14 protein-coding genes and 1 riboswitch are annotated in these 16,309 nt (G+C 68.8%); of the genes, 2 read left to right on the top strand and 12 right to left on the bottom strand.

Annotation, left to right across the window (positions count from 1 at the left end; genetic code table 11):
- Positions 1-81: 81 nt before the first annotated feature.
- From QTI17_RS18505 to QTI17_RS18545, 9 genes are all read right to left on the bottom strand, one after another.
- Entirely contained in the window at positions 82-1,002 is a 921-nt protein-coding gene (locus QTI17_RS18505; protein WP_286534863.1) for a hydroxymethylglutaryl-CoA lyase, read from the bottom strand.
- Positions 1,003-1,138: 136 nt separating this feature from the next.
- Positions 1,139-2,068, bottom strand: a complete 930-nt coding sequence (locus tag QTI17_RS18510) for a 2-hydroxyacid dehydrogenase (protein WP_286534923.1) — start codon at positions 2,066-2,068, stop codon at positions 1,139-1,141.
- 24 nt (positions 2,069-2,092) lie between these two features.
- Complete coding sequence (locus QTI17_RS18515; protein ID WP_286534864.1) at positions 2,093-4,174, bottom strand: acetyl/propionyl/methylcrotonyl-CoA carboxylase subunit alpha; 2,082 nt, start codon at positions 4,172-4,174, stop codon at positions 2,093-2,095.
- On the bottom strand, positions 4,167-4,838 hold the full coding sequence (locus QTI17_RS18520) for a DUF4126 domain-containing protein (protein ID WP_286534865.1): 672 nt from the start codon (positions 4,836-4,838) through the stop codon (positions 4,167-4,169). The genes QTI17_RS18515 and QTI17_RS18520 overlap by 8 nt, the downstream gene beginning before the upstream one ends.
- Positions 4,835-5,629 carry an enoyl-CoA hydratase/isomerase family protein gene (locus QTI17_RS18525; protein ID WP_286529540.1) on the bottom strand — a complete coding sequence of 265 codons (795 nt, stop codon included), beginning with the start codon at positions 5,627-5,629 and terminating at the stop codon, positions 4,835-4,837. The genes QTI17_RS18520 and QTI17_RS18525 overlap by 4 nt, the downstream gene beginning before the upstream one ends.
- Positions 5,626-6,138, bottom strand: coding sequence for a DinB family protein (locus QTI17_RS18530; RefSeq protein ID WP_286534866.1), 513 nt, complete (start codon positions 6,136-6,138; stop codon positions 5,626-5,628). Before QTI17_RS18530 ends, QTI17_RS18525 begins: the two co-directional genes overlap by 4 nt.
- Positions 6,139-6,143: 5 nt before the next feature.
- Complete coding sequence (locus tag QTI17_RS18535; protein WP_286534867.1) at positions 6,144-7,754, bottom strand: carboxyl transferase domain-containing protein; 1,611 nt, start codon at positions 7,752-7,754, stop codon at positions 6,144-6,146.
- Positions 7,751-9,454, bottom strand: coding sequence for an AMP-binding protein (locus QTI17_RS18540; RefSeq protein ID WP_286534868.1), 1,704 nt, complete (start codon positions 9,452-9,454; stop codon positions 7,751-7,753). Before QTI17_RS18540 ends, QTI17_RS18535 begins: the two co-directional genes overlap by 4 nt.
- Before the next feature lie 10 nt (positions 9,455-9,464).
- Positions 9,465-10,637: an isovaleryl-CoA dehydrogenase gene (locus tag QTI17_RS18545; protein ID WP_286370134.1), complete on the bottom strand. Its 1,173-nt coding sequence runs from the start codon at positions 10,635-10,637 to the stop codon at positions 9,465-9,467.
- 130 nt (positions 10,638-10,767) lie between these two features.
- On the opposite strand from QTI17_RS18545, the gene QTI17_RS18550 reads away from it, so the two are divergent.
- On the top strand, positions 10,768-11,820 hold the full coding sequence (locus QTI17_RS18550) for an AraC family transcriptional regulator (RefSeq protein WP_286534869.1): 1,053 nt from the start codon (positions 10,768-10,770) through the stop codon (positions 11,818-11,820).
- Positions 11,821-11,894: 74 nt separating this feature from the next.
- On the top strand, positions 11,895-12,098 hold the full coding sequence (locus QTI17_RS18555) for a hypothetical protein (RefSeq protein ID WP_286534870.1): 204 nt from the start codon (positions 11,895-11,897) through the stop codon (positions 12,096-12,098).
- Positions 12,099-12,101: 3 nt separating this feature from the next.
- Here QTI17_RS18555 and QTI17_RS18560 read toward each other — a convergent pair whose 3' ends face one another.
- The 3 genes from QTI17_RS18560 to thiC are packed head-to-tail and all read right to left on the bottom strand — an operon-like array spanning position 12,102 to position 16,103.
- The gene (locus QTI17_RS18560) at positions 12,102-13,478 is read right to left on the bottom strand and encodes a patatin-like phospholipase family protein (RefSeq protein ID WP_286534871.1); all 1,377 of its coding nucleotides are present in this window, start codon (positions 13,476-13,478) and stop codon (positions 12,102-12,104) included.
- Positions 13,479-13,488: 10 nt separating this feature from the next.
- Positions 13,489-14,181, bottom strand: a complete 693-nt coding sequence (locus tag QTI17_RS18565) for an HAD family hydrolase (RefSeq protein ID WP_286534872.1) — start codon at positions 14,179-14,181, stop codon at positions 13,489-13,491.
- 41 nt (positions 14,182-14,222) lie between these two features.
- Positions 14,223-16,103, bottom strand: coding sequence for a phosphomethylpyrimidine synthase ThiC (thiC, locus tag QTI17_RS18570; protein WP_286534873.1), 1,881 nt, complete (start codon positions 16,101-16,103; stop codon positions 14,223-14,225).
- Positions 16,104-16,185: 82 nt separating this feature from the next.
- Positions 16,186-16,291: riboswitch (TPP riboswitch) on the bottom strand.
- Between the last annotated feature and the right edge of the window lie 18 nt (positions 16,292-16,309).

Genomic DNA, 16,309 nt, shown 5'->3' on the forward strand with positions numbered 1-16,309 from the left:
CCGCCCGGCCGCCCGAAGGGCACTGAGCGCCCCGTCGGGGGGCAGCGATACGCGAAGCGATGAGCGTGGGGGCATTTCATGTCAGTTGGCCCGCTTGTTGCGGATCGCCTTCGAGGCCCGCGAATTCGGCTCGCGCCCGAGTGCGTCGCTGATGTAGACGCCGGCGTCGATCAGGCGGTCGAGGTCGATGCCGGTCTCGATGCCCATGCCGTGCAGCATGTAGACCACGTCCTCGGTCGCGACGTTGCCGGTCGCGCCCTTGGCATAGGGGCAGCCGCCGAGCCCGGCGGACGAGGTGTCGTACTGCCAGACGCCCATCTCGAGGCTGGCCAGCGTGTTGCCCAGGGCCTGGCCGTAGGTGTCGTGGTAGTGGCCCGAGATGTCGTCGACGCCGTAGTGCTTCCGCGTGGCCTCGATGGCGCGCTGCACCTTCAGCGGCGTGCCGACGCCGATGGTGTCGGCCACGCCCACGTGCTGCACGCCGATCTCCTTCATGAGGCCGGCCAGCATGTCGACGCGCGAGGGCGCGATCTCGCCCTCGTAGGGACAGCCCACGGTGCAGGACATCGCGCCGCGCACGTAGATGCCGTGCTCGCGCGCCGCCGCCACCACCGGCCGGAAGCGCTCGATGCTCTCGGCGATCGAGCAGTTGATGTTGCGCTGGCTGAAGGCCTCGCTGGCGGCGCCGAAGACCACGATCTCGTCGGGCCATTCTTCGCGCGGCGCGGCGATCGCGGCCTCGAAGCCCTTCATGTTCGGCGTCAGCACCGAATAGCGCACGCCCGGTTTGCGACGGATGCCGTGCATCACCTCGGCGTTGTCGGCCATTTGCGGCACCCATTTGGGCGAGACGAAGCTGGTGACCTCGATCTCCTTGAGGCCGGCGTCCTGCAGGCGGTGCACCAGGCCGATCTTGATCTCGGCCGACACCGGCTGCTTCTCGTTCTGGAGGCCGTCGCGCGGGCCGACGTCGACGATCTTGACTTTGGGAGGGAGGTTCATGGGGCGCTCATGGTCGGTGAGGAAGGTGCAGCAGCCATTTTCTCCGCATCCGGATCGGCATGGCGCTCAGTGGGGTTTGGGCAGGCTATGGCCTTCTCCGTGGACAGGCGTGGATCATCTGCTGGCCGAGCGATGTTCAATACCCCCGCCCCGCATCCACCACCCCCGCCACCGCCTCCCCTCGCTCCATCGCCCGGATCTTCCCCGCGATCTGCCTGATCGAGATGTCGCGCTCGGTCCGCGCCGAGCCGTGCGGCGTCACCGTGATCTTGGGGTGCGACCAGAACGGATGCCTGGCCGGCAGCGGCTCGACGTTGAAGACGTCGAGCATGGCGCCCGCGAGCTGGCCGCTGTCGAGCAGCGGGATCAGGTCGTCGTCGACCAGATGGGCGCCCCGCGCGACGTTGATCAGGTAGCCGCCGGGGCGGCCGCCGTTCAACTTCGACAGCGTGTCGCGGTTCAGGATGCCGCGCGTCTCGCGGGTCAGCGGCAGCAGGTTCACGAGCACGCGGCTGGCGCCGAGGAAGTCGTCGAACTGGGATTCGCCGGCGAAGCAGCCGACCCCATGGATCTGCTTCGGCGACCGGCTCCAGCCATTGACCGGAAACTCGAACTGCGCCACGGCCTTGGCCACGCGCTCGCCGAGCACGCCGAGACCCATCACGCCGACCGCGAAATCCTGGCGCTCGCGTGGCTTGCGATAGCTCCAGCGGCGGGCTCGCGCTTCGGCCTCGTAGGCATCGAACTCGCGGAAATGCCGGATCAGCGCATGGCAGACATACTCGGCCATCTGCACCGACATGCCGGCATCGTCGAGCCGAACGACCTGGGTCTGCGGCGCGACCTTGAGCTTGAGCAGCGCATCGACACCGGCGCCGATGTTGAACAGCCCGCGCAAGCCCGGTTGCTCGTCGAGGAATCGCTGCGGCGGCGCCCAGACCACGGCATGGTCGGCGGGTGCGGCGCCGGGGGTCCAGTTCTCCACCACGGCTTCGGGCAGGGCGGCGCGCAGGCCCTCGATCCAGGGATCGGGACGGTTGTCCGTCAGGCAGACGGTGATTCGGATCGGGGAGGAAGTCATCCCCGGAGCTTAAACCGCGATGCGCAGCAACTCGGCCCCCTCGGCGACCTGGTCCCCGGGCACGTACAGCAGCTCCTCGACAGTGCCATCCGCCGGCGCCGCGATCGTGTGCTCCATCTTCATCGCCTCCATCACGGCCAGCGGCTGGCCGCGGCTGACCTTGTCACCGGCCTTGACCGCGAAGGAAACGACCTTGCCGGGCATCGGCGCCGTCAGCCGGCCGCCTTCGGCATGGGTCTCGCCCGCGTGCGCGAGGCGGTCGATCGCGAGGATCCGGGTCGCGCCCTCGGCGCCGAAGACATAGGCCGTGTCCTCGTCCTGGTAGACGTTGAGCGTATGGCGCTGGCCGCCGAACTGCAGCTCGAGCTCGCCCGAGGGAAAGCTGCCGATCACCAGCGGGCCGGCCACGTCGCCGACCTGCAGCCACAGCGCACCATCGTGCAGGTAGCGCAGCGTGGCGCTCTGCGGCGCGCCGCGGAACTCGAATTCGAAGGGCCGCGTCGCCACGCCATGCGACTGCCAGCCATCGCGCCGGCTGAACGGATCGCCATTGGCGCTCGCCGCTTCGGCCAGCAGCGTGCGCGCGATCGATGCCGCGGCCGCCAGCGGCAGGCCCAGCGGCTCCTGGTCGAACAGCACCGCGCGCTCGCGCTCGATCAGCGCGGTATCGAGCTTGGCATTGGCGAACGAATCGGTGCGCAGGATGCCGCGCAGGAACTGCACGTTGGTCGACACGCCGACGATGTGCGTCTGCGCCAGCGCGAGGTCCAGCCGCGCCAGCGCCTCTTCGCGGGTCGCACCATGCACGATCAGCTTGGCGATCATCGAATCGTAGAAAGGCGAGATCACGCCGCCTTCGCGCACGCCGTCGTCGATGCGCACGCGGCTGCGCTGGAAGGCGGTCGCCTGTGGCTTGCGGTACACCCGCAAGGTGCCGGTGGCGGGCAGGAAGTTGTTGTCGGGGTTCTCGGCGCAGATGCGCGCCTCGATCGCGTGGCCGTGGATCTGCAGCTGCTCCTGCTTCAACGGCAAGGCCTCGCCCGAGGCCACGCGCAACTGCCATTCGACCAGATCGAGCCCGGTGATCGCCTCGGTCACCGGATGCTCCACCTGCAGCCGCGTATTCATCTCCATGAAGAAGAAAGACATGTTGGCCCCCACGCTCGGCACTGGCGTGTCCTCGCTGCCCCCCGAGGGGGCGCTCGCTTGCTTGGGGCGGCCCGGCGCGGCGCTCGTCCCCGCATCGCCGCGCTGCTCGACGATGAACTCCACCGTGCCGGCGCCAACGTAGTTCACGGCCCGCGCCGCCGCCACCGCCGCCTCGCCCATCTGCCTGCGCATCGCCTCGGTCATGCCGGGCGCGGGCGCTTCCTCGAGCACCTTCTGGTGGCGGCGCTGCACCGAACAGTCGCGCTCGAACAGGTAGACGTAGTTGCCCTGGGTGTCGCCGAAGACCTGGATCTCGATGTGGCGCGGCCGCTGCACGTACTTCTCGATCAGCACCGCGTCGTCGCCGAAGCTGTTGATCGCCTCGCGTTGGCACGAGGCCAGAGCGCCAGCAAAGTCGCCGGCCTTCTCGACCACCCGCATGCCCTTGCCGCCGCCGCCCGCGCTGGCCTTGATCAGCACCGGGTAGCCGATGCGGTCGGCCTCGCGCTGCAGCAGCGCCGGGTCCTGGTCCCTCCCGTGGTAGCCCGGCACCAGCGGCACACGGGCCTTCTCCATCAGCTGCTTCGACTCCGCCTTGAGGCCCATGGCCTTGATCGCCGACGGCGGCGGGCCGATGAAGACCAGGCCGGCATCGGCGCAGGCCTGCGCGAATTCCTCGTTCTCGCTCAGGAAGCCGTAGCCCGGGTGCACCGCCTCGGCACCCGTGGCCTTGGCGGCCTCGAGGATCTTCTCCCAGCGCAGGTAGCTGTCCTTGGGCGCGCTGCCGCCCAGGTACACCGACTCGTCGCAGGCCCGCACGTGGTTGGCGTGGGCGTCGGCGTCGGAGTACACCGCCACCGTCCGGATGGCCATGCGGCGCGCCGTCGAAGCCACTCGGCAGGCGATCTCGCCACGGTTGGCGATCAGGATCTTCTTAAACATTCGATGAGTCTCCAGGAGGATTTTTCTTGAGCTGGAAGGCGGGCACCACGCCCGGATCGGACCGGCCGCTGAAGATCCGCGCCACACGGCCGAACAAGGATTTGAGGAAGCGCCAGCTCTTGCGGATCAGCCAGACGCTGAGCACCAGCACGGCGATGAACAGCAGCCCGAACACCAGCGGATGCGCCACCGCCAGCCACAGGCCGACCGGCACCGCGGTGTCCTCGACCAGCGAGGCGCCCACATTCGTGAAAGGCTCGGGCGAGGTGTTGATCGCGGCCCGCGTGGTGGCCTTGGCCGCATGCGCGGTGGCCGCGAAGCCGCCGCCGAGCAGGGCCGCCACCAGCGCCATCGCGGCATGGTCGGCACCGAACACGCCGGCCGCCAGCGCAGCCCCGGCCGGGATTCGGATCGCCGTATGGACCATGTCCCAGATCGAATCGAGGCCCGGGATCTTGTCGGCGAAGAACTCGACGAACACCATGAAGCCGCTGGCCGCCAGCACCACCGGATGCGCCAGCAGCTGCAGGCCGCTCGGCAGGGGAATCCAGCCCAGATAGCCGGCGAGCCCGGTCAGCAGCACCACCAGGTACAGGCGCACGCCGCTGGCCCACCCCAGCGCGGCGGCCAGCGCGAGCAGTTGCGGCATGTCGAGCGAGTTCATGGATTCAACCAGGAAGGCTTGCGCTTCTGCAGGAACGACTGCACGCCCTCGCGCCCCTCGTCGCTGGCGCGGATGTCGGCGATGCCTTCGACCGTCTTCGCGATCAGCGCATCGTCGATCTCCCGGCCGGCGACATCGGCGATCAGCGTCTTGCAGGCCCGCACCGCGGCCGGGCTGGCACCGGTCAGCGCCTTCACTAGCTCGGCCACCTTGGCATCGAGCGCGTCGGCCGCCACCACCTCGTGCACCAGGCCGATGCGATGCGCCTCGGCCGCCGCGAAACGCTCGGCCGTGAGGAACCAGCGCTGCGCCGCCCGCGTGCCCATTGCGCGCAGCACGTAGGGGCTGATGGTCGCCGGCACCAGGCCGATCTTGACCTCGCTCAGGCAGTACCAGGCGCTGTCGACGCTGACCGCGATGTCGCAGGCGGCGACCAGGCCCATGCCGCCGGCATAGACGTCGCCCTGCACGCGCGCGATGGTGGGCTTGGGACAGTCGGCGATGGTTCGCAGCATCTCGGCCAGCTTGCCGGCGTCGGCGATGTTCTCGTCGCGCGTGTAGTCGGCCATGCGCCGCATCCAGTTGAGGTTGGCGCCGGCGCAGAAGGCCGGGCCGTTGGCGCCGAGCACGATGGCCCTGACCTGCGGCGCGGCGCCGGCCTCGGTGAAGGCCTGCGTCAGCTCGGCGATCACGATGTCGTCGAAGGCATTGCGCGCCTCGGGCTGGTCGAGCCAGATGCGCGCGACCGCGCCGTCGATCGACAGCTTCAGCTTGGTGAAGGACGTGCTCATGAGGATTTCGCTTCCTGTTGCAGCAGATAGACCCAGTCGAGTTCGGGCCCGGGCCGGGCCATGGCGGTCAGCGCGGCGCTGAGCTGGCCGCGATGGTGGGTTGCGTGGTTGAAGACATGGCCGAGCGCCGGTGCGAATGGAATGCGCACCGCGTCGCCGTTGTTGCGGGTGTAGGCGAGATCGCCGTCGAAGCGCTCGGGCGCCTGCTCCGCCAGCCAGGGGCTCCATCGCTGCACGGCCTGACCCAGCGCCTGGCAGGCCTCGCCGCGGTCCGCATGCAGCTCGGTGTCCAGCGGCAGGCGCAGCGACCGGCCTTCGGCGAAACGAGCGAACCAGATGTCGTCGGTCACCAGAAGATGGTTGACCGTGCGGTGCACCGAGCGAAAGTAGAGGCCGCATTCGCGATGCCAGTCCGCCTCGGACAGGCCCGCCAGGTTCGACCCGATCAGCCGCTCGGTCGCCCACACGTGGTAGCGCGCGAGGCTGGCGAAGTAGTTCGCGAGCGTCATGGCGTTCACATGCGGAAGATGCCGAACTTCGGCTCGGGGATCGGCGCATTGCGCGACGCCGCCAGGCCCAGCGCCAGCACGCGCCGCGTGTCGGCCGGATCGATGATGCCGTCGTCCCACAGCCGCGCGGTCGCGTAGTAGGGATGGCCCTGCACCTCGTACTGCTGGCGGATCGGCGACTTGAAGGCTTCTTCCTCCTCGGCGCTCCACTGCCCGCCCTTGGCCTCGATGCCGTCGCGCTTGACCGTGGCCAGCACGCTCGCGGCCTGCTCGCCGCCCATCACGCTGATGCGCGCGTTGGGCCACATCCAGAGGAAGCGCGGCGAATAGGCGCGCCCGCACATGCCGTAGTTGCCGGCGCCGAAGCTGCCGCCGATGATGATCGTGAACTTGGGCACGTTGGCGGTGGCCACCGCGGTCACCATCTTGGCGCCGTGGCGCGCGATGCCCTCGTTCTCGTACTTGCGCCCGACCATGAAGCCCGTGATGTTCTGCAGGAACACCAGCGGCGTCTTGCGCTGGCAGCACAGCTCGATGAAGTGGGCGCCCTTCTGCGCCGACTCGCTGAAGAGAATGCCGTTGTTGGCGACGATGCCCACCGGCATGCCCTCGATCTCGGCGAAGCCGCAGACCAGCGTGCTGCCGAAGCGCGACTTGAATTCGTGGAACTCGCTGCCGTCGACGATGCGGGCGATGATCTCGCGCACGTCGAAGGGCTTGCGGGTGTCGGTGGGGATGACGCCGTAGAGCTCTTCGACCGGGAAGGCCGGTGCGCGGATCGCAGCCGCCGGGGCCGCCTCGGCAGCCGCCTTGCGAGCGTTCAGGTTGGCCACTGCAGAGCGCGCCAGCGCCAGCGCATGCAGGTCGTTCTGCGCCAGATGGTCGGCCACGCCCGACAGCCGCGTGTGGACGTCGCCGCCGCCCAGGTCTTCTGCGGTGACGACTTCACCGGTGGCCGCCTTCACGAGCGGCGGGCCGCCCAGGAAGATGGTGCCCTGGTTCTTGACGATGATGCTCTCGTCGCTCATCGCCGGCACGTAGGCGCCGCCGGCGGTGCAGGAGCCCATCACGACCGCGATCTGCGCGATGCCCTGCGCGCTCATCTGCGCCTGGTTGTAGAAGATGCGGCCGAAGTGGTCGCGGTCGGGAAAGACCTCGTCCTGGTTCGGCAGGTTGGCGCCGCCGGAGTCGACCAGGTAGATGCAGGGCAGCCGGTTCTGCTCGGCGATCTCCTGCGCCCGCAGGTGCTTCTTGACCGTGACCGGGTAGTAGGTGCCGCCCTTCACGGTGGCGTCGTTGCAGACGATCATGCAGTCGACGCCGCTGACCCGGCCGATGCCGGCGATCAGGCCCGCGCCGGGCGCTGCGCCGTGGTACATCGCATGCGCGGCGAGCGGCGCCACTTCGAGAAAGGGCGTGCCCGGGTCCAGCAGCTGGGCCACGCGGTCGCGCGGCAGCAGCTTGCCGCGCGCCGTGTGCTTGCTGCGCGCGGCCTCGCCGCCGCCGGCCTCGACCTTGGCGAACTGCACGTGCAGGTCGTCGACCAATGCGCGCATCGCGGTCGCGTTGGCCTGGAATTCCGCCGAGCGGGCATTGAGTTGGGTCTCGAGCTTCATGCAGTCTTGTCCTCGTCCAGCCCAAGCTGGTGCTTCATTGCTTCGCGAATCTTGAACTTCTGGATCTTGCCCGTGACCGTCATCGGAAACTCGGTCACGAACTCGATGTAGCGCGGCACCTTGTAGTGCGCGATCTGCCCCTTGCAGAACTCGCGCACCTCGTCGGCCGTCACGCTCTGGCCCGGCTTGGCGATGATCCAGGCGCAGAGCTCTTCACCGTACTTCTTGTCGGGCAGTCCGACCACCTGCACGTCCTGCACCTTCGGATGGCGATACAGGAACTCCTCGATCTCGCGAGGGTAGATGTTCTCGCCGCCGCGGATCACCAGGTCCTTGATGCGGCCGACGATGTTGACGTAGCCCTCGGCGTCCATGGTGGCGAGGTCGCCGGTGTGCATCCAGCCCTCGGCGTCGATCGCCTCGCGGGTCTTCTCGGGGTCTTCCCAGTAGCCGTGCATGACCGAGTAGCCGCGGGTGCAGAACTCGCCCGAGCTGCCGCGCGGCACGATGGCGCCGTCGACCGGATCGACGATCTTGATCTCGAGGTGCGGCTGCACCGTGCCGACGGTCGACACCCGCTTCTCGAGCGGCGTGTCGGTCGAGCTCTGGCAGCTCACCGGGCTGGTCTCGGTCATGCCGTAGGCGATCGTGATCTCGCGCAGGTTCATCTGCTCGACCACGCGCTTCATGACCTCGGTCGGGCATGGCGAGCCGGCCATGATGCCGGTGCGCAGGCTGCTGAAGTCGAAGTCCTTGAAGCGCGGATGGTCGAGTTCGGCGATGAACATGGTCGGCACGCCGTGCAGCCCGGTGCACTTCTCGTCCTGCACCGTCTGCATCACGGTGAGCGGATCGAAGCCGTCGTTCGGATAGACGATGGTCGCGCCGTGCGTCAGGCAGGCCAGGTTGCCCAGCACCATGCCGAAGCAATGGTAGAGCGGCACCGGGATGCACAGCCGGTCGACCGGCGTCAGCTTCATGCATTCGCCGATGAAGAAGCCGTTGTTGAGGATGTTGCGGTGGGTCAGCGTGGCGCCCTTGGGGAAGCCGGTGGTGCCGCTGGTGAACTGGATGTTGATCGGATCGCCGGCCTTGAGCGTCCTGGCGATCGCGGCGACCTGCGGGTCATCGGCTCGCCCGCTTTCGTGCAGCGCCGAGAAGCGCAGCAGCCCCGGCAGTTCGCCCTCGTCGCCCGCGGCATCGATCCAGGCCACGGTGCGCAGGTTCGGCAGGCGGGCAGACTTCAAGGCACCGGGTGCCGCGCCAGCCAGCTCGGGCGCCAGCTCGCGCAGCATGCCGACGTAGTCGCTGGTCTTGAAGCGCTTCATCGTGACCAGCGCCTTGCACGCCACCTTGTTGAGCGCGTACTCGAGCTCCGAGGTGCGGTAGGCCGGGTTGATGTTGACCAGCACGATGCCGACCTTGGCCGTGGCCAGCTGCATCAGCACCCAGGGCGCGTTGTTGTGCGACCAGATGCCGACCCGGTCGCCCGGCGCCAGCCCCAGGCCCAGCAGGGCGCTGGCGAGACGGTCGACTTCGCGCTGGAGTTCGCGGTAGCTGTAGCGCTTGCCCTCGTGCACGCTGACCAGCGCTTCGTGGTCGCCCTGCCGGGCCGCCATGTCGTCGAAGAAGTCGCCGATCGTCTGCTCGATCAGCGGTACATCGGTGGCGCCCTGCGCCATGCTCAGCGTCGGGTTCATCGCGCCTCCGTCAGGCGGTCTCGGCGAACAGCTCGCGGCCGATCAGCATGCGCCGGATCTCGCTGGTGCCGGCGCCGATCTCGTAGAGCTTGGCGTCGCGCCAGAGCCGCTCGACCGGGAAGTCCTTGGTGTAGCCCACGCCGCCCAGCGCCTGGATCGCCTCGCCGGCCATCCAGGTCGCCTTCTCGGCCGAGTACAGGATGGCGCCGGCCGCGTCCTTGCGGAAGGTGCGCGCGTGGTCGCTGCGGTCGCAGGCCTTGCCGACCGCGTACACGTAGGCGCGCGTGGCCTGCCAGGTCGAGTACATGTCGGCCAGCTTGCCCTGCATGAGCTGGAACTCGCCGATGCTCTGGCCGAACTGCTGGCGCTCGTGCACGAAGGGCAGTACCGCGTCCATGCAGGCCGCCATGATGCCCAGCGGGCCGCCGGAGAGCACCGCGCGCTCGAAATCGAGGCCGCTCATCAGCACCTTGGCGCCCATGCCCTCGCCGCCCAGCACGTTTTCTTCAGGCACCTCGCAGTTGTCGAAGTAGAGCGGGAAGGTGTTGGAGCCGCGCATGCCGAGCTTGTCGAGCTTGGTGCCGGCCGAGAAGCCCTTGAAACCCTTCTCGACGATGAAGGCGGTCATGCCGCGGGCGCCCATCTCGGGCTCGGTCTTGGCGTAGATCACCAGCGTGTCGGCGTCGCCGCCGTTGGTGATCCACATCTTGCCGCCGTTGAGCACGTAGCGGTCGCCCTTCTTCTCGGCCCGCAGCTTCATGCTGACGACGTCGGAGCCGGCATTGGGCTCGCTCATCGCCAGCGCGCCGACATGCTCGCCGCTCACCAGCTTGGGCAGGTACTTCTTCTTCTGCGCCTCGCTGCCGTTGCGGTGGATCTGGTTGACGCACAGGTTGGAATGCGCGCCGTACGAGAGCCCGACCGAGGCCGAGGCCCGCGAGACTTCTTCCATCGCCACGATGTGCGCCAGGTAGCCGAGCTCGGTGCCGCCGTATTCCTCCTTCACGGTCATGCCGTGCAGGCCGAGGTCGCCAAGCTTCTTCCAGAGGTCGGCCGGGAACAGGTTCTCGCGGTCGATGTCGGCGGCGCGCGGCGTGATCTCGTGGGCGGCGAAGTCCTGGATCGCGTCGCGCAGCGAATCGATGGTGTCGCCCAGGTCGAAGTTCAGGCCGGGATCGTGCATGGGTTTGTCTCCTTGGTCGGTCAGGCCCGCGCCGGAACTTTCCGAGGCGGAAGTTCGCAGCTTACGCCGTGTGTCGGCGCATTTGGCGCCACAATGGTTGCAAATCACGCCAGCTGAACCTCACGGCGACATGTCTTCATCCCCGCTCCAGAGCACCCGCCGCGCAGCCACGCCGATGGCCTTCGTGCGAGCGATCGTTCGCGGCTACGAACGCTATGGCGTCGACCCTTCGGAGGCCCTGGCACAGGCACAGATCACGCCGCGCGAACTGGCCGATCCCCAGGCCCGCGTGACCGCGGCGCAATTCGAGGTCCTGTCGGGCTTCGCGATGCAGGAGCTCGATGACGAGGCGCTGGGCTGGTTCCGGCGCAAGCTGCCCTGGGGCAGCTACGGCATGCTGTGCCGGGCCTCCCTGGGCGCGCCCGACCTGGGGGTGGCGATCAAGCGCTGGTGCCGGCACCTGCGCCTCCTGACCAACGACATCACGCTCGAGCTGTCGCAGGCCGACGGCCTGGCGACCGTGTCGATCACCGAACACCGGCCACTGGGCGATGTCCGCGAGTTCTGCCTGGTGTCGAACCTGCGATTCCTCCACGGCTATGCCTGCTGGGCGATCGATTCGCGGGTGTCCCTCAGCGCCACCGCCTTTCCGTTCGAGGCACCGCCCCACCGGGAGGCCTATCCGCTGATGTTCGGCGGCAGCCTGCGCTTCGGCGCCGAACGCGCCAGCTACAGCTTCGACCCGCGCTACCTCGCGCTGCCGCTGCGGCGCGACGAGGCGGCGCTGCGCACCATGCTGCGCCGCGCCCTGCCGCTCACGGTGCTGCAGTACCGGCGCGACCGCCTGCTGGGCCAGCGGGTGCGCGAGCTGCTGCGCACCCGCGCCGCGGAGGCCACGACCGCCGAGGCCTTGGCGGCCCTGTTGAACCTGTCGACCCGCACCCTGCACCGCCAGCTGATGGAAGAAGGCGTGTCGCTGCAGGCCCTCAAGGACGAGATCCGCCATCGAACGGCGGCCGACCAGCTGCGCCGGACCGACCGGCCGATCAAGCAGATCGCGCTGGCGGTGGGATTCCGCAATGAGAAAAGTTTCTCGCGCGCATTCAGGGCCTGGTCAGGCGCCACGCCGGGCGAAGTGAGGCGCAACGGCCTGCCGCCGGCCAGCGGCACGGCGAATCCGTGAAATAGTGCGCTGCCGGGCACCCAATCAGTGCCTGTCCGACGCAACGGGCACTGGCCTCGCCCTACGATCGCCGCATGCAGCAGACTCCTGACACCGACAGCTCGGCCTTCGCCGACCTGATGGACTTCATCGCGACCTCGGGCCGCACCCGCAACGCCGGTTTCGTGACCGAGAACGCCGAGCAGCTGGTGTCGCACATGTGGGCGGACCGGGCCCGGGCGATGGTGGCGTCGCTCACCACGATGGCCACGGCCACGCTGCCGCGCGGCAACGCCTGAGTCTCAATCGGGCGCCGCGCCCAGCGACCGCTTCAAGGCCTGGAAGTCGGGCGAACGCTGCAATACGCTGCGCCCCGCCGCGATCAGCCGCGTCACCTCTTCATCGCTGATCGAGAACGCGGTCGGCACCTGCATCAGCCGCTGCCGCAGCTCGCCGTCGGCGGCATCGCGCAGGTTGACCTGCACCACATGGATCTCGGCGTCGGGCGCGAACGCATCCGAGCCGTCGGCGCTGCGCGACTTGAGGTCATCCCGCCATTGGCGCGCGGTGTCGAGCAGGAACTCCTGGGTCTCGAGAGTGGCGCGCGCGCCGGCACCGAACAGCAGCGTGTCGGCCACCGCGCGGACACCCGGCACCCGGTCGCTCTGGTCGATGTTGTTGGCCGGATCACGGGCCGAGTTGACGCTGATCACGATCAGCTTGCGAACGCTGCCGCGCGGGATGCCGACCTCCTCGAAGCTCTCGCGCAGGCCGCCGCCGACCAGGGCGCGGTCGAGCAGCCGGCGCACCGCCAGGTTGTCGGCCACGCCGCCGTCGACCAGGTGGATGAAGGGGCGGCTCTGCGCATCGAGGTAGCTGTTGGCCTGCATGCGGAACATGCGGGCCCGGTAGTTGCCGCCGCCGCGCACGGCGAGCCGCGGCACGATGCCACGATCGCGGCACTCCTGCGAATAGTTCTTGAGCGTCAGCGGGCTCAGCAGGATCGGCACCGCCGACGAGGCCGCGACCGCGAACGACAGCGGCACGCTCTGCAGGTCCGAGCAGATCAGCTCGAACTGGTCGGCCGTGAATTCGAAGGGCGTGCCGAGCGACATGTCGGTGGCCGCGATCACCAGCTGCGGATGGCGCGGGTTGCGCTCGATGTCGGCGTAGGTCTTGCCCTCGTAGATCTCGTCGAGCCGGCGCGCCAGCAGGTGGCTGCGGCCATACCAGGGCGATGTGAGGTCATGCAGGCTGCCCGGCCGCAGTGCCTGCAGGATCAGGCTGTTCTGGAAGTTCTGGCGCAGGAAGTCGCGCTCGAAGTCGGGCAGCCTGTCGGCACCGAAAGCCGCGTAGTAGGCCGCGAGGATGCTGCCGCCCGAGACCCCGCTGATCACGTCGGTGGCGTCGAGCAGGTCGGAGTGGCGGCCGTTCAGGTCGAACCTGGTGCGGCGCAGTTCCTCCAGCACGCCATAGCCGAAAGCGGCGGCACGCGCGCCGCCGCCGGAGAGCGTCACGGCGACCAGGATCGTGGGGTCGCGGCCCGACGCCGGCGCCATCAGGCTGGAAGTCGGCGGCGCCCGCTCGACCAGCGGCTCGTTGAGCCATGGCCGGATCGACGAACAGCCCGCCAGGCAGGCGGCGATCAGGAGACCACAGAGCGCGCGCAGGCCGGGCATGCGGTGGGTATCAGGCGACGGCGGGGCGCCAGTCGGCCAGCAGTCCGGGCAGCTGCGCCATGTCGGTGAAGATCTGTGCCACGCCGACGGCCCGCAGCGCTTCGGGCCCGCTGTGGCCGAGATCGCTCGGGCTGTAGCCGAACACGGTGGCGCCGGCTGCGACGCCGGCGGTGGCCCCGGTGACTGTGTCCTCGACCACCGCGCAGCGCGCCGGGTCGACGCCGAGCGCCGCCGCCGCCGCCAGGTAGACGTCCGGCGCGGGCTTGGAGCGCGGGGTTTCGTGGCCGCTGAAGATCCTGCCTGCGAAGCAGTCCAGGATGCCGATCTTCTCGAGCTGCAGCTCGACCTTGTGACGATCGGCGCCCGAGGCGCAGGCAATGCGGCCGTCCAGCGCCGCGTGCAGCGCGCGCACCGCCAGGGCGGCGTTGGGAATCGCGAGCAAATCACGCTCCAGCGCCTCGTTGCGGCGGCCGCGGAAGCCGTGCAGCCATTCGGGCGTGATCGCGAAGCCGGTCCTGGCCTCGATCAGCGCGGCTTCGTCCTTGACCGCCTTGCCGGTGAAGATCCGCATCGATTCCTCGGTGCTGATCGCCCAGCCGAGCTCGCCGAGCATCTCGGCGAGCACGCGGTTGGTGATGGGTTCGGAGTCGACCAGGACGCCGTCGCAGTCGAACAGGACGGCGTCGAAGGGAGGTGCTTTCATGGGAGCGATCGTAACAACGTCGCCCCCGGAAGCATGACGACTCAGGCTGGTCGGATCGGAATGTAGATCTCGCCGCCGGCGGCCTTGAACTCGGCCGACTTGCCGGCCATGCCGTCCTCGACCGCGTCGGTCGCCTCGATGCCGCGCTGGGCGGCGTACTCGCGCACCTCCTGGGTGATCTTCATCGAGCAGAACTTGGGCCCGCACATCGAGCAGAAATGCGCCACCTTGCTGCTGTCCTTGGGCAGGGTCTCGTCGTGGAACTCGCGCGCGGTGTCAGGGTCGAGGCCAAGGTTGAACTGGTCCTGCCAGCGGAACTCGAAGCGCGCCTTCGACAGCGCGTCGTCGCGCGAGCGCGCACCCGGGTGCCCCTTGGCCACGTCGGCCGCGTGCGCCGCGATCTTGTACGCGATGATCCCCTGCTTGACGTCGTCGCGGTCCGGCAGGCCCAAGTGCTCCTTCGGCGTGACGTAGCACAGCATCGCGGTGCCGGCCCAGCCGATCATCGCGGCGCCGATCGCGCTGGCGATGTGGTCGTAGCCCGGCGCGATGTCGATGGTCAGCGGGCCCAGGGTGTAGAACGGCGCCTCGTGGCAGTGCTTCAGCTGCTCGTCCATGTTGGCCTGGATCAGGTGCATCGGCACGTGGCCCGGGCCCTCGATCATGGTCTGGACATCATGCTTCCAGGCGATCTGCGTCAGCTCTCCCAGGGTGCGCAATTCGGCGAACTGGGCCTCGTCATTGGCGTCCGAGGCGCAGCCCGGGCGCAGGCCGTCGCCGAGCGAGAAGCTCACGTCGTAGGCCTTCATGATGTCGCAGATGTCCTCGAAGTGCGTGTAGAGGAAGCTCTCCTTGTGGTGCGAGATGCACCACTTGGCCATGATCGAGCCGCCGCGCGAGACGATGCCGGTGCGCCGATCCGCCGTGAGATGGATGAAAGGCAGCCGCAGCCCGGCGTGGATGGTGAAGTAGTCGACGCCCTGCTCGGCCTGCTCGATCAGCGTGTCGCGGTAGATCTCCCAGGTCAGGTCCTCGGCCACGCCGCCGACCTTCTCCAGCGCCTGGTAGATCGGCACCGTGCCGATCGGCACCGGGCTGTTGCGCACGATCCAGTCGCGCGTGGTGTGGATGTTGCGGCCGGTCGACAGGTCCATCACGTTGTCGGCGCCCCAGCGGATCGCCCACACCAGTTTCTCGACCTCTTCCTCGATGCTGGAGGTCACGGCGGAGTTGCCGATGTTGGCGTTGATCTTGACCTTGAAGTTGCGCCCGATCGCCATCGGCTCGACTTCCGGGTGGTTGATGTTGGCCGGGATGATGGCGCGGCCGCGCGCCACTTCGTCGCGCACGAACTCGGGCGTGATGATCTTCGGGATGCGGGCGCCCATCGGGTTGCCGGCCAGCCGCTTCTCGCGCGCCTCGTCGGCCATGTACTCGGCCATCCATTCGCGCCGGCCGTTCTCGCGCAGCGCGACATATTCCATCTCGGGCGTCACGATGCCGCGCCGGGCGTAGTGCATCTGCGTGACGTTGGCACCGGCCTTGGCGCGGCGCGGCGTGCGCTGCAGCGCGGCGGCGCCGGCGCGCAGCTCGGCGATGCGCCGGGCATCGCGGTCGGCATGGGTCGCGCCATCGTCCAGCGCGAGATGCAGGCGGCCCTCGTAGCGTTCGGTGTCGTTGCGTTCGGAGATCCACGCATCGCGCACGCCGGGCAGCCCGCGGCGGATGTCGATGTCGGCCGCCGGGTCGGTGTACGGGCCCGAGGTGTCGTAGAGAGACACCCGCTCGCCATTGGTCAGCGCCACTTCGCGCACCGGCACGCGCAGGTCGGGCCGGCTGCCGGCGATGGCGCCCTTGGTCGAGGCCGGGAAGGGCTCGCGCGTGAGCGTGAGCAGGGAAGCGAACTTGTAGCTGGCATTCATGCGGGGCACTCCTGTTCTTGAAAACAAAGGGTGCTCCGCGATGCCTCCGAACGGCATCGCTCCGGAAAAGGGAGTGAGGGTGCCGGGGAGTCGCAGCTCTTCTTACGCTGGTATGAACCAGATCAAGTTCGCGGGTTCGGCCGCTTGGCCATCTCAGCACGCGTCTGCGTGCACCCCGGAGCGGGGCCGATTCTAGGTGCCTTGCG

It is taken from the genome of Variovorax sp. J31P179 (genome assembly GCF_030316985.1).
Taxonomy (GTDB): domain Bacteria; phylum Pseudomonadota; class Gammaproteobacteria; order Burkholderiales; family Burkholderiaceae_C; genus Variovorax; species Variovorax ginsengisoli_B.

Excerpts from the sequence above, each read along its gene's own strand:
- QTI17_RS18555 (WP_286534870.1), top strand. The coding sequence starts at position 11,895 with ATGCAGCAGACTCCTGACACCGACAGCTCGGCCTTCGCCGACCTGATG.
- QTI17_RS18545 (WP_286370134.1), bottom strand. The coding sequence starts at position 10,637 with ATGCACGATCCCGGCCTGAACTTCGACCTGGGCGACACCATCGATTCG.
- QTI17_RS18560 (WP_286534871.1), bottom strand. The coding sequence starts at position 13,478 with ATGCCCGGCCTGCGCGCGCTCTGTGGTCTCCTGATCGCCGCCTGCCTG.
- QTI17_RS18530 (WP_286534866.1), bottom strand. The coding sequence starts at position 6,138 with ATGACGCTCGCGAACTACTTCGCCAGCCTCGCGCGCTACCACGTGTGG.
- QTI17_RS18525 (WP_286529540.1), bottom strand. The coding sequence starts at position 5,629 with ATGAGCACGTCCTTCACCAAGCTGAAGCTGTCGATCGACGGCGCGGTC.
- thiC (WP_286534873.1), bottom strand. The coding sequence starts at position 16,103 with ATGAATGCCAGCTACAAGTTCGCTTCCCTGCTCACGCTCACGCGCGAG.
- QTI17_RS18565 (WP_286534872.1), bottom strand. The coding sequence starts at position 14,181 with ATGAAAGCACCTCCCTTCGACGCCGTCCTGTTCGACTGCGACGGCGTC.
- QTI17_RS18505 (WP_286534863.1), bottom strand. The coding sequence starts at position 1,002 with ATGAACCTCCCTCCCAAAGTCAAGATCGTCGACGTCGGCCCGCGCGAC.
- QTI17_RS18535 (WP_286534867.1), bottom strand. The coding sequence starts at position 7,754 with ATGAAGCTCGAGACCCAACTCAATGCCCGCTCGGCGGAATTCCAGGCC.
- QTI17_RS18520 (WP_286534865.1), bottom strand. The coding sequence starts at position 4,838 with ATGAACTCGCTCGACATGCCGCAACTGCTCGCGCTGGCCGCCGCGCTG.
- QTI17_RS18550 (WP_286534869.1), top strand. The coding sequence starts at position 10,768 with ATGTCTTCATCCCCGCTCCAGAGCACCCGCCGCGCAGCCACGCCGATG.
- QTI17_RS18515 (WP_286534864.1), bottom strand. The coding sequence starts at position 4,174 with ATGTTTAAGAAGATCCTGATCGCCAACCGTGGCGAGATCGCCTGCCGA.
- QTI17_RS18540 (WP_286534868.1), bottom strand. The coding sequence starts at position 9,454 with ATGAACCCGACGCTGAGCATGGCGCAGGGCGCCACCGATGTACCGCTG.